Raw genomic sequence first — 12,853 nt, 5'->3', positions numbered from 1 at the left:
CGCGGCGGCGAGGTCAGGCTCGCCCGGGTAGAGCCAGGCCAGGTCCTCGGCGCTGACCTTGACGAAGCGGGCGAGCCGCACGCACTCCTCCACGGCCGCCCACGCCGCGTCCCGCTCCCCGAGCAGCGACGGCCGGATGTTCGGGTCGTACGACACGGTGACCCCCGCCGAGGCGGCGGCCCGCATCAGGGACCGGACGCGCGGCGCGCCGGGCCCGGTCAGCGCGGCCAGTGAACCGGTGTGCAGGCAGGCGACCCCGGCGAGCCCGGGGGTCTGCGGGAAGCGCCAGTCGAACCGGAAGTCGTAGGACGCCGAGCCGTCCCCGCCCACCCGGGCGAAGGCGAGGCTGGTCGCGGGGGCGGCGGCGAGCTCCGCCGCGCCGACGCCGTGCCGGGCGAGGTGGTCGCGGAGGAGGCCGCCGAACAGGTCGTCGCCCACCTCGCTCGCGAACCGGACGGGCCGCCCCAGCGCGGCCAGCGCGACGGCGACGTTGAGCGGGCTGCCGCCCGGCACGGCCCGGAACCGCCACGAGCCGGGCGCGCCGATCAGATCGGCGATGCTCTCGCCCACCACCAGGAACGTCACAGATCCTCCCCTCGCCGGTGCGACGATCGCACACCCCGGTCGCGGCGCCGCACGCGGGTGCCTTCGTACACCCTGCGCACCGCCGCCGCTGTGGCGCCGGCCGTCCGGCCCGGGGAGGCCTCTGCGAGCCGCCCGCCGGGGGCGCCGTCAGCCGGGGAACACGAGCGGGACCCGCTCCAGGCCGATGACGCCGGCCGGCCAGGCCACCTCGGGCTCGTAGCCCGGCGCCAGTCCGTACGACGGGATGCGGCGGTGCCACTCCCGCAGGACCACGGCGAACTCCGTCCGCGCCAGGTGGACCCCGACGCAGCGGTGCGGCCCGCCGCCGAAGGTGAGGTGGTTGTAGGCGCGGTCAGGGTCGAACGCGTCCGGGTCGCGGAGGTCGGCCGGGTCCCGGTTGGCCGCGCCCAGGGCGACCCCCACGCTCGCGCCCGCCGGGATCAGGTGGCCGTACAGCTCGACGTCCCGGGTCGCGACCCGGGGGAGGACGCAGTTGGCGGGGTCGACGCGGAGCATCTCGTCCACCACGAGGGGGATGAACGACTCGTCGGCGGCGATCCGCGCCTGGAGGTCGGGCCGGGCGGCGAGCTTGGCGAACATCAGGCTGAGCGCCGAGGTCACGCTGTCGATGCCCGCGATGATGAACAGGAAGCACATCCCGAGCGCCTCGGTGTCGGTGAGGGGCTCGTCCGACTCGGCCCCGAACAGGTCGGCGAGCAGGCCGCCGCCCGTGCCGTTCCGGCAGGCGGCCACGTGCGCGGCCGTGTACGCGAAGAGCTGGGCGGCCGACTCCTGCACCTCGGGCGGCGGCGCGGCCGCTCCGGACAGGTCGGCGGCGCCGACGATGGCGTCCTTCCACACCAGAAGGCGGTCGCGGTCCTCCTCGGGCAGGCCGAACAGGGTCAGGAACACCTGGGCGGGGAACGGCCGGGCCAGCTCGGCCACGACCTCGCAGGAGTCCCGGCCCTCGATGCGGTCGATGAGGCCGTTGACCTGCTCATGCGACGACCGCTCCAGCCGCGCCGCCGCGCGCGGGGTGAAGAACGGCTGCAGCAGCCGGCGATAGCGGGTGTGGGCCGGCGGGTCGGAGGCGATCGGCAGCAGCGGGACGGGGCTGCCGAGGGTCGCGAACGCCCGCTCCGAGGAGAAGAGCTCGGGGTGGCGCAGCACGTGGTCGGCGGCCTCCCGGCTCGTGACGACGTAGCCGCCGTTCCTCAGCCGCACGACCGGCCCGGCCTCTCTGAGCATGGCGTACGGCCGGGTGCGGTCCCTGGACATCGGGAGCTCCTCGAGACTGATCGTCCCGTCCGGACCGGTCTGCGTCTGCTGTCGCATGGTTCTCCTGACCGCTGCTACGCCGCAAAACACCAGAAATAGGGTGAACAACCCGCAGCATCGTAAATCGCGGTTGATCATGAGGAAAGAGTGATCGCCCGTCGCGTTTGACAGCCGTCCCTCCGTGCGGCGCCGGTGAATCCCGGCGATCGGGCGTGGAGGGCGCGGGGTGGGCGGGGTGGAGTCGGCGGGCGGCGTCCCGTCCATCGGGCAGGCCAGGGCGATTCTGGACGAGGCCGGCCGCCTCCTCGCCGCCGCCCGGGCCCTGCTCGCGGACGACGAGAGCGCGCGCGGCGAGGTGCGGGCCGCCCTGTCCACACTGCGGACCCGGCTGGCCCGGGCCGACCTGGCCGCCATCCCGGTCGCCCGGCTCAAGGACGTCACCCGAGGGCCGGGTGCGGCTCGGCGGCCTGGAGGCGGCCGGGTACGCCACCGTCCTCACCGTCCTGGACGCCACGCCGTACGACCTGAACCTCGTGCCGGGGATCGGGGCGCGGACGGCCGCCCAGGCGCACGCCGCCCTTACGGCGTTCGCTTTCGGGGGGAGAGCGTCAGGGCTGCGATGGCGCCCACGACGAGGACGGCGGCGGCCACCTGGAAGGCCGAATGGTAGCCGTCGACGGCAGTCGTGCCGGACGGGGTGGGTCCGGTGTGGCGGAAGGCCAGGGTGGCCAGGCAGGCGAGGCCGATCGCGCCGCCCACCTGTTGCATGGTGTTCTGCACCGCCGAGGCCACGCTGGAGTCCTCGCCGGTGACGCCGTGCAGCGCGGCGTCCAGAAGCGCCGGGAACGTCACCCCGGTGAACAGGCCGACCACGAGCATGCAGGGCAGGACCCCGCCCACATACGAGCCGTCCGCGTCGAGGCGGAGGGTCATGAGGAGTCCTGCGGCGAGGCCGGCGAAGCTGGTGACCAGAAGCGCACGCACCCCGGCGCGCGGCAGCAGGGCGCTGCCGAAGGCGATGCCCGCGCCGATGGCCAGCCCGAACGGCACATACGACAGGCCGCCCCGCAGCGGCGAGTACCCCAGCACCTGCTGCTCGTACAAGGTGAGCAGGAAGACGAACGTGAAGAACGCGGCCGTGTTGAGCAGGCTGAGGATGTTGGCCGTCACCCGGGTGCGGTCGGCGAAGAACCGGGGCGGGATCAGCGGCGCGACCGAGCGCGCCTCGACCAGGACCGTGGCCGCGAGCAGGGCGAGCCCGCCGAGCAGCGGCGCCAGCACCTGCCACGAGCCCCACGGGTGGGTGGCGGCCTGCTGCAGGCCCGACACGATCGCCACCAGGCCGGTCGTGGCGGTGACCGCCCCGGTGAGGTCGAGGCGGCGGTGGTCGCGGGCCGTCCGGCTCTCGGTCACCAGGCGCGGCACGAGGGCCAGGACGACCAACGCGACAGGCAGGTTGATGAAGAAGATCCAGCGCCAGGATGCCAGGTCGGTCAGCACCCCGGAGATGATCGTCCCCGCGATCCCGCCGAGGCCGGTGAGCCCGCCCCAGATGCCGAGGGCCTTCGCCCGTTCGCCGGGTTCGGTGAAGAGCAGGGCGATCAGGCCGAGGGCGGCGGGCGCGGCCAGCGCCTCCCCGACGCCCTGCGCGAAGCGTCCCGTCACCAGCATCCCCGCGCCGGCCGCCGCCCCCGACACGGCCGATGCGAGGGCGAAGACCGCCACCCCGGCCTGGAACAGCCGCCGCCTGCCGTAGATGTCGGCCAGCCGCCCGCCGAGCAGCAGCAGGCCGCCCGCCATGAGCGCGTACCCGTTGACCACCCAGGCCAGGCCCGGTCCGGAGAAGCCGAGGTCGTGCTGGATGCGCGGCAGGGCGACGTTCACGATCGTCAGGTCGAGGACGAGCATGAACTGGACGAGGCCCAGCACGGCCAGTGCCCGCCACCGCCGGCGATCCGGCGCGGCGAGCGGCGGCCCGGCGTCCGATCTCTGCGTGGTCTTCGGGCTTTCCGGGGTCTTCGAAGTCTCCGCGGTCATGAAAGGCGTCCCTTCTCGGGTCCGGTGGTGAGTTCCTGGCGAGGAGCCCGGGTTAGGCGAGGTTCTCGCGAAGGGGTGTAGAAACCGGGGCGCCGGTTTCGACATGGTGGTGGGGGCGATCCGCCCCGGACGACGAGAGGCGCCGATGAAGTACGTGATCCTCATCCACAGCAACCCCGCCGCCTGGGACGCGCTGACCGAGGCCCAGAAGGTGGAGGTCGGCCGCCGTCACATGGCCCTCACCGGCGACCTGGCCGCGTCCGGCGAGCTGATCGTCACCGAGGCGCTGGCCGACCCGTCGATGACCAGGCACGTCATGGTGCGCGACGGCCGCACGGTCGCGGGCGACGGGCCGTTCGCCGAGGTCAAGGAGCATCTGGCGGGCTTCTATCTGGTCGACTGCGACAGCATGGACCGCGCGCTCGCCCACGCGGCGCGCCTGGCCCCTTACGGCGAGATCGAGGTCCGCCCGGTCATGGACCTGCACGCCGTCCTCGACGTGTGAGCAGCGCCCGTCAGACCTGCGAGCCGGCCCGGGTCGAGGAACTGCTGCGAACCCTGGCGCCTGCGGTGCTCGGCGTGCTCGTGCGGCGGTACGGCGACTTCGGCACGTGCGAGGACGCCGTCCAGGAGGCGCTGCTGGCGGCGGCCGTCCAGTGGCCCGCCGAGGGGGTGCCGGCCAACCCGCCGGGCTGGCTGGTCAAGGTCGCCGCGCGCCGGTGGACCGAGTTGTGGCGCAACGAAACGGCACGGCGCCGCCGCGAGGAGACCGCCGCCCTGCTGGCCCCGCCGGAGCCCGAGCCCGCGCCCGCCTCCGACGACACGCTGACCCTGCTCATGTTGTGCTGCCATCCGTCGCTCACCCCGGCGTCCCAGGTGGCGCTGACGCTGCGGGCCGTCGGCGGGCTGAGCACCGCCGAGATCGCCCGCGCCCTCCTGGTGCCTCCCGCGACCGCGGCGCAGCGGATCAGCCGCGCCAAGCAGACGATCCGGGCAAGCGGCGCGACGTTCCGGATGCCTCCGCCGGACGAGCGCTCCACCCGGATGGCGGCGGTCACCGAAGTGCTGTACCTCATCTTCAACGAGGGGTACACGGCCAGCTCGGGCTCGGCGCTGCACCGCGTCGAGCTCACCGCCGAGGCCGTCCGCCTCACCCGGCAGCTCCACGCCCTGCTGGCCCGGGACGGCGAGGTGGCGGGGCTGCTGGCGCTCATGCTGCTCACCGACGCCCGCCGTCCCGCGCGGGTCGGCCCGGACGGCGCGCTGGTCCCGCTCGCCGACCAGGACCGGAGCCGGTGGGACGCCGCCGCAGTCGCCGAGGGCGTCGCGCTGATCAGCCGTACCCTGGCCCGCGGCCCGGTGGGGCCTTACCAGCTGCAGGCCGCCATCGCGGCGGTGCACGACGAGGCTCCTCGGGCCGAGGACACCGACTGGCCACAGATCCTCACGCTGTACGACCTGCTCGACGCCGTCGCGCCGGGGCCGATGGTGACGCTGAACCGCGTCGTCGCCGTCGCCATGGTGTACGGGCCACGGGCCGGGCTCCGGCATCTGGCCGCCGCCGAGGCGGATCCCGCGCTCGCCGACCATCATCGCCTGCACGCCGTACGGGCTCACCTGCTCGACCTCGCGGGCGACCACGAGGCGGCGCGCGCGCACTACGAACTGGCCGCGCGGCGCACGCTCAACCTCCCTGAGCAGCGCTATCTCCGCCTCCGCGCCGCCCGCGCCGGCCACCCGCCGGAGGCCGGGGCAGGAAGCTGAGCGTGCGGGGTCTCACGAGGTACGCATCCACGGCGTACCCGGGCGCATGGATGCCGGGGCTCCGGAACGCTTCAGAAGCGTCGACGAGCGCCAGCTCGCCATCCTCCGCCGTAAGACCGGCCTGTTCGACGCCTACGCCCGGCGACGTCGCCGAGTCGACCCCCGACGCGATCGACGTCTCCGAGCACGCCATCGCCCGCCAGATCGTCGAAGAGGAACAACAGCGCCTCGCGTCCCCCCTCCCCGAATGACCCGACCGCCCTGTCGTTTTGGCGACATGTCGTGGTTTCGGCAGGTCTGGGGCATGGCGGTGGCGGGTTCGCCGGCCTCACTCTCGTGATCGGCAATTCTGATCACGAAAGGGCTCCTACCCATGCGCTGGCGCGCGCTTCTGTTGGCGGCCACGGCCGCACTGCCGGTGTTCGCCTCACCGGCCCAGTCCTCCGCCGCCGCGGCGGCGCCTCCCCCCGACGCGGTGCACCACGTCACACTGATCACCGGCGACGTGGTGACGGTCGAGCAGCTTCCCGGCGGCCGGCACACGGCCGAGGTGAGGCCGGGCGCGGGGAGGGAGGGCACCCGTTTCTACTACCAGGAGGTCGACGGCGTCCTGCGGATCACGCCCGCCGACATGGTGCCGTACGTGGCCGATCACGTGCTCGACCCGCGCCTGTTCGAGGTCGGCGAGCTGATCGACCAGGGTTACGACGACGAGCGGTCGAAGACGCTGCCGCTCGTGCTGGTCCGCGACCAGGGGGCGCGGACGTCGGCGCTGCCCGGCCTGGGAGACGGGACGGAGCTCGGCAGCGTCCACGGCGAGGCGGTGGCGGCCGACAAGAGCAGGCTGGCGGACTTCTGGCAGAGCGTGGAGCCCTCCGCGCGGACGGCCGGGGGCTCCCTGCGGCAGGGCGTGCGGAAGATCTGGCTCGACGGCAGGGTCCGGGCCTCGCTGGACCACAGCGTGCCGCAGGTCGGCGCGCCGGAGGCGTGGAAGGCCGGGTTCGACGGCACCGGCGTCGAGGTGGCCGTGCTGGACACCGGCGTCGACCTCGGCCATCCCGACCTGGCCGCGAAGATCGCGGGCACCCGCAACTTCACCGCCGACCCGTCGGTGCAGGACGGCTTCGGGCACGGCACGCACGTCGCCTCCATCATCGCCGGGCTCGGGACCGCCTCCGGCGGCAGACTCAGGGGCGTGGCGCCCGGCGCGCGGCTGCTCGTCGGCAAGGTGCTGAGCGACGAGGGGTACGGCACGGAGTCGCAGGTCATCGAGGGCATGGAGTGGGCCGCGTCCTCCGGGGCCGCCGTGGTCAACATGAGCCTCGGCGGGGGGCCGACGGACGGCACCGACCCGCTCAGCGTGGCCGTCGACACGCTCACCGAGCAGACGGGCACCCTGTTCGTCGTCGCGGCGGGCAACGACGGCGACGCCGACTACACCGTGGGCTCCCCGGGGACCGCGACCGCCGCGCTGACCGTCGGCGCCGTGGACCGGGAGGACCGGCTCGCCTCGTTCTCCAGCCGCGGCCCCCGGCTCGACGGCGGGCTCAAGCCCGACATCACCGCGCCCGGGGTGGACATCGTCGCCGCCCGCGCCGCGGGGACGTCGCTCGGCAGCCCGGTGGACGACCGCTACACCGCGCTGTCCGGCACGTCGATGGCCACCCCCCACGTCGCCGGGGCGGCGGCCATCGTGAAGCAGCGGCATCCCGACTGGACGGCGGGACGGATCAAGGACGCCCTCGTCGACGCCGCGAAGACCGTCGAGGGGCCGACCGTCTACGAGCAGGGCGGAGGCCGGCTCGACGTGGCCCGGGCCGTACGGCAGGAGGTCACCGCGACCGGCGTGCTCGACCTGGGCGCGCACGAGGCCGGAGGCCCGGCCGTCGTCGACGGCACCGTGACGTACGCCAACGCGGGCCGGACGCCGGTCCGGCTGACGCTCACGGCCGCCCTCGCCGAGCAGGGCGGCGCCCCCGCGCCCGCCGGCGGGCTCACGCTCGGCTCGCCGGAGGTCACCGTGCAGCCGGGCGCCACGGCCCAGGTCGCGGTGCGCGCCGACCTCGGCGCGCTGCCCGACGGGCGGTACGGCGGCTACGTCACGGCGGTCTCCGGCGACGGCGCGACCACGCTGCACACCACCCTCGGGCTGAGCAAGCGGGGGCCGGTCCACAAGGTCCACTTCACGGCGGTCGACCGGGACGGCAAGCCCTCACGCGTCGGCGTCGTCACGATGTTCGGCGCCTCGTCCCTCGACGACGTCTTCACATACATCCTCGACGAGCAGGCCGGCACGACGGTCGAGGTGCCCGAGGGGACGTACATGACCCAGGCGATCTTCGACCCCAGCTCCGGCCCGCATCCGGTCGACAGCCTCGTCGTCATGCCGGAGCTGAAGGTGACCGGCGACATGGACGTGGTGCTCGACGCCCGCACGGCGGTCCCCGTCACCATCACGACGCCGAAGCCGGTCGTCCAGGCGGGCGTGTTCACCTACTTCACCTACCGGACGTCCGGGACCCGCAGGATCGGCCAGGGCGCCATGGACTTCCCGTCGGTCGACCGGCTCGCGGTCACCCCGACGAAGCCGGTCTCCGAGGGGACGTTCGAGTTCGCCTCCCGGTGGCAGCTCGGCTCGCCCCAGGTGTCCGCGCGGCTGACGGGCTCGGGCGAGTCCCTGCCGGTGCTCCCCCTCAACCGGTCGCCCGAGGTGACGGACGCCCACCGCTGGCCGCTCGTCTACGCGGGCTCCGGCACGCCGGAGGAGCTGGCCCGCGTCAAGGCGCGGGGCCGAGCGGTCGTCGTGGCGCCGCCGGACCGGGGCTACTGGGAGGACCGCATCGCGGCCGCCGGGGCCGCGGGCGCGGCCGCCGTGATCGTGGTGGGCGAGCCGGACTTCCCCGCCTGGCAGGCGTGGTCGCCGATCGGCGACCGCTACCCGCTGCCGGCCGTCGTCGTCGCCAACGACGTGGGGCAGCGGCTCGTGCGGGAGGCGCGCGGCGGGCACGCCGTGATCGAGCTGTCCGGCCCCCCGGCCCGGCAGTACCTGTACGACGTGATGCAGGTGTCGAGCGGCAACGTCCCCGACCACGTCGTGTACGCGGTGACCGACGCGAACACGACCCGGATCGACACGGCCTACCAGGAGTCCGGCGGGTTCGGCTGGGCCAAGGAGCAGCGGTTCGGCTGGCGCCCGTGGCAGGACTACTCCCTCGACGACCAGATGGAGATCCAGCGCGTGGTCCGCACGCCCCTGGAGCGCGCCGAGTACGTCACGGCAGGCGACACCCAGTGGCAGCACGTGGTCAAGCACCTGTACTCGTGGGAGGAGATGTCCGGCCTCCGGCCGGGGCTGACCGAGCCCCCGCGGAGCTACACCGGCGGGAAGGTCGCCGGGGAGCGCTGGTTCGGCCCGGTCGTGCGGCCGGCCGTCCCGGCGGGCGTGCCGGGGCTCGTCCCCACCCGGAACGGCGACACGCTGACGATCGACGTGCCGGAGTTCACCGACTCCGCCGGCCACTACGGCTACGCCCGTACGGGAGACGAGGCCGACACGACGGCGGCCCGGCTCTACCGGGACGGCACACAGGTGGAGGAGCGCGACGAGGCCCGGGGCGCGTTCCCCGCCGTTCCGGAGAACGCGGAGTACCGGCTGGAGCTGTCGGTGAAGCGGTCGTCGGAGGAGTGGACGCACGCCGTCGCCACCGACACGGCGTGGACCTTCAGGTCCGCCCACACCACCCGGCCGGAGCCGCTGCCCCTGCTGCAGGTCGACTACGACGTCCCCGCCGACCTGTACGGGCGTGTCCCGAAGGGCGCGCCGGTCACGCTCGGGTTCGCCGTCCGCAGCCCGGCCCCCGGCCTCACTGTGAAGGACCTCACGGCCGAGCTGTCGTACGACGACGGGGCGACCTGGACGCGGCTGCCCGTGCGGTCCGCGGGCGGTGGCAGGTACACCGCGGTGGCCGGCCCGGCCGGCGCCCGTGCGGGGCGGCAGGCGTCCCTGCGGGTCACGGCGTCCGACACGGCGGGCGACCAGGTGCGCCAGACCGTCGTCCGGGCGTACGAGCTGGGATGAGCGCCGGGTGAGGTGCGCGGGGCCGGAAGCTCCCGGCCCCGCACACCTCACCTCACAGCCACCGTTCGCGGGCGGCGTGCCAGGCGAGCTGCATCCGGGTCTGCGCGCCCGCCTCGGCCATGAGGTGGGAGACGCGGCGCTGCACGGTCCGCTGGCTGATCCCGAGCTGGCTCGCGATCGACTTGTCCGGCACCCCCGCCACCAGGAGGGACAGGAGGTAGAGGTCGTCGGAGCCGAGCGGGCAGGAGACGGACTCCATCGACAGGCCGCCGTCGTCGAGGATCCGCAGCGGCGTCGCCCGCTCCCAGTACGACTCGAACAGGGCGAGCAGCGCGTCGAGCAGCGTGCTGCCGCGGATCAGGGCCGCGGTCGGCTCCGAGGCCTCGGCCTGCTGGACCAGGGTGAGCAGGCCGACCTCCCGGTCGACCAGCATCATCCGCACCGGCAGCACCGGCACGGCCCGGGCCTGCTCCCCGAGCTTCACCCCGAACGCCACGTTCGCCTGCATCCCGGGCTCCTCCAGCAGGGCCCGTTCGTAGATCACCCGGTACGGCACGCCGCGGCCCAGCGCGGCGAGCTCGGCGTCGTTCTCCTCCGCGTTCATCACGACGGGGGCGACCCGGCAGAACGCGACGACCTCGTCGCGGGCGTTGTCCTGGATGTGGCGGAGCTGCTCGCGGATCGCGGCCCGGTCGGGCACCAGCTCGACGAGGGCGTGCGCGTTGCGGCGGCGGACGTTGCCGCGGTACTGCTCCGCCAGCTGGTCCACCGCGCGGCGGGCCCAGTCGAGGGACTGCCGCCGGTGGAGCAGCGCCGCGCCCAGCGCGACCTCCGGGTCGGCCGGCGCGAAGCGCCCGGGCCCGGTCATCCGCGTCAGCCCCCGGTCGCCCATCGAGCGCAGCGTCTCCTCGACCTGCCCGGCGGGCAGGCCGAGCCGCGCGCCGAGCTCGGCGACGCCGGCCTCCACCGACGAGACCAGGACGCGGTAAAGGTCCTCCTCCACGGGGCTCAGCCCCGCCGCCTCCAGCATGATCTCATCATGACAGCCGAAATATCGCTTTTCGGACAACCTTGTGTCACTGTCAGCGCTCCCGGCCCCGGGGCTTGAGCGGCGAGGGGGGCAGGGCCGGAGCCGGGATGCGGGCGCCGCGGTAGCCGTGGACCGCGCCGAAGCGGTCGCCCGTCATCCAGTCCTCCCTGGCCGCGGCGATCTCCTCGCCGCTGCGGCCGATGAAGTTCCACCACATCACGATCCGCTCCTCGAACGGCTCGCCGCCGAGCAGCAGCAGACGGCTCGGGACCGCGGCCCGCAGGGCCAGCTCGGTCCGGCCGCAGCCCAGGTAGATCAGCGAGCCGGGCGGCACCTCCACCCCGTCGACGAAGGCGACGCCGGAGGCGGTGAGCACGGCGTACTCGAAGTCGGGCTCCAGCGGGAGCCGCGCGTCGCCGGACAGGGCGATGTCGGCGCCGACGAGTGGCGTGTACGCGGTGCCCGGCGACGCGGCGCCGGCCATCTCGCCCATGATCACGGTCGCCCGCAGGCCGCCGTCCTCCAGCACCGGGAGTGCGTCGTGGTACTCCCACCGCGGCGCGACCCCGCGCGCGGCGTCCGGCAGGGCGACCCACAGCTGCGCGCCGTGCAGGATCGGCGCGTGCTCGGCGGGCGACTCCTCCGAGTGCGCGATCGCCCGGCCGGCGGTCATCAGCCCGAGCCGGCCCGGCCGGAGGGTCTGCACGCTGCCCAGGCTGTCGCGGTGCAGGACCTCGCCGTCCAGCAGCCAGCTCACGGTCTGCAGGCCCATGTGCGGGTGGGGCGGCACCTGCATGCCCGGCTGCTCGGCGATGTTGTCGGGGCCGTAGTGGTCGAGGAAGCACCACGCGCCGACCATGCGGCGGCCCAGCGTGGGCAGCAGGCGGCGCACCACGGTGTCGTTCCCGAGCGGCGTCTCGCGGCCCGGGAGCAGCTCCCGCACGGGGGTCGCGGCCACGCCGGCCCGGCCACCACAGCTCGTCACCTGCGGTCGGATGTCCAGATCGCTCACCGCTCGAACCTACCTGCCCGGCGAATCCGTGCGAACGCCCCCTGGGTGCGAAGCGGAGCACGTGCGGCGTCAGGCACCATGGAGGGGTGATTCGGGCGGTGTACGGAGGGCCCGGCGGCGTGCCGCCGGCGGAGGCGGCCGGCGGCGACGCGTTCGGGATGCTGGCGGACCTCGTGTCCGACGGCGACGTGGTGGTCCTCAGCGGGGCGGGCCTGTCGACCGAGTCCGGCATCCCGGACTACCGGGGGGAGACCGGCCGCGCGCGGCGGGCCGACCCGATGACCTACCAGACGTTCGTCCGCAGCGAGTCCGCCAGAAGGCGCTACTGGGCGCGCAGCCACCTGGGCTGGCGGCAGATCGCCCGCGCCGCCCCCAACGCGGGTCACCACGCGGTGGCGGAGCTGCAGGACAGGGGCCTGCTGGCGGGGATCATCACGCAGAACGTGGACGGGCTGCACCAGGCGGCCGGCGCCCGCGAGGTGATCGAGTTGCACGGCGGTCTCGACCGCGTCGTCTGCCTGTCGTGTGGCGAGCGCACGTCGCGGTATCTGCTGGAGGAGCGCCTCCGCTCGGCCAACCCCCGGTGGGACGCCGAGGCAGGCGAGATCAACCCGGACGGTGACGTCGTGCTCACCGACGAGCAGGTGAGGGACTTCCGCGTCGTCGACTGCCTCGGCTGCGGCGGCCTGCTCAAGCCGGATGTGATCTTCTTCGGGGAGAACGTGCCGCCGTCCCGCGTCCGGGCCTGCTACGCGCTGACCGAGCGGGCGGGCACGCTGCTCGTCCTGGGGTCGTCGCTGACCGTGATGTCCGGGTACCGGTTCGTCCGGCACGCGGCGGAGCGGGCGATCCCCGTGGCGATCGTCAACCGGGGCGCGACCCGGGGAGACGCGCACGCCCTGGTGGCCCTCGACGCGCCTCTCGGCGCGACGCTCACGGCGCTGCTGTCGGGCCTCGGCGGCTGACGGGGGCACAGCGCCGCCTCTCCGGGTCCGCCGCGTCCCCGCGCCCGGCCCCGGCGGCCGGGGTGGCCGCCGCCTCCTTGCGCTCCGGGCCGGCGGCCGGCGTG

9 protein-coding genes are annotated in these 12,853 nt (G+C 74.5%); 4 read left to right on the top strand and 5 right to left on the bottom strand.

From position 1 onward, the window contains the following. The 3 genes from MPTA5024_RS05640 to MPTA5024_RS05630 form a co-directional block, all read right to left on the bottom strand. Positions 1 to 585 (bottom strand): PfkB family carbohydrate kinase (locus tag MPTA5024_RS05640; RefSeq protein WP_036320484.1); only part of this gene is annotated, 585 nt, incomplete at its 3' end. A 147-nt stretch (positions 586 to 732) separates the two neighbouring features. Beyond that, entirely contained in the window at positions 733 to 1,920 is a 1,188-nt protein-coding gene (locus tag MPTA5024_RS05635; protein WP_036320481.1) for a cytochrome P450, read from the bottom strand. 522 nt (positions 1,921 to 2,442) lie between these two features. Beyond that, entirely contained in the window at positions 2,443 to 3,900 is a 1,458-nt protein-coding gene (locus tag MPTA5024_RS05630) for an MFS transporter (protein ID WP_084369436.1), read from the bottom strand. Positions 3,901 to 4,045: 145 nt separating this feature from the next. Between MPTA5024_RS05630 and MPTA5024_RS05625 the strand changes: the two genes are divergently transcribed. From MPTA5024_RS05625 to MPTA5024_RS05610, 3 genes are all read left to right on the top strand, one after another. After that, positions 4,046 to 4,405 carry a YciI family protein gene (locus tag MPTA5024_RS05625; protein WP_036320478.1) on the top strand — a complete coding sequence of 120 codons (360 nt, stop codon included), beginning with the start codon at positions 4,046 to 4,048 and terminating at the stop codon, positions 4,403 to 4,405. Then, a complete protein-coding gene (locus MPTA5024_RS05620; RefSeq protein WP_051457736.1) occupies positions 4,402 to 5,664 on the top strand; it encodes an RNA polymerase sigma factor in 1,263 nt (420 codons plus the stop codon). The genes MPTA5024_RS05625 and MPTA5024_RS05620 overlap by 4 nt, the downstream gene beginning before the upstream one ends. A gap of 373 nt (positions 5,665 to 6,037) precedes the next feature. Beyond that, positions 6,038 to 9,742, top strand: coding sequence for a S8 family peptidase (locus MPTA5024_RS05610; protein WP_036320472.1), 3,705 nt, complete (start codon positions 6,038 to 6,040; stop codon positions 9,740 to 9,742). Positions 9,743 to 9,794: 52 nt separating this feature from the next. Here MPTA5024_RS05610 and MPTA5024_RS05605 read toward each other — a convergent pair whose 3' ends face one another. Next, positions 9,795 to 10,772, bottom strand: a complete 978-nt coding sequence (locus MPTA5024_RS05605; protein ID WP_036320469.1) for a helix-turn-helix domain-containing protein — start codon at positions 10,770 to 10,772, stop codon at positions 9,795 to 9,797. A 52-nt stretch (positions 10,773 to 10,824) separates the two neighbouring features. Next, entirely contained in the window at positions 10,825 to 11,784 is a 960-nt protein-coding gene (locus MPTA5024_RS05600) for a pirin family protein (protein ID WP_036320466.1), read from the bottom strand. Positions 11,785 to 11,942: 158 nt separating this feature from the next. Between MPTA5024_RS05600 and MPTA5024_RS05595 the strand changes: the two genes are divergently transcribed. Beyond that, positions 11,943 to 12,749 carry an NAD-dependent protein deacetylase gene (locus MPTA5024_RS05595; RefSeq protein ID WP_036323349.1) on the top strand — a complete coding sequence of 269 codons (807 nt, stop codon included), beginning with the start codon at positions 11,943 to 11,945 and terminating at the stop codon, positions 12,747 to 12,749. Positions 12,750 to 12,853 lie beyond the last annotated feature (104 nt).

It is taken from the genome of Microbispora sp. ATCC PTA-5024 (assembly GCF_000511135.2).
GTDB lineage: Bacteria > Actinomycetota > Actinomycetes > Streptosporangiales > Streptosporangiaceae > Microbispora > Microbispora corallina.
Note: the sequence above shows the minus strand (reverse complement) of the source record. Positions and strands in the feature narration are given on the sequence as shown.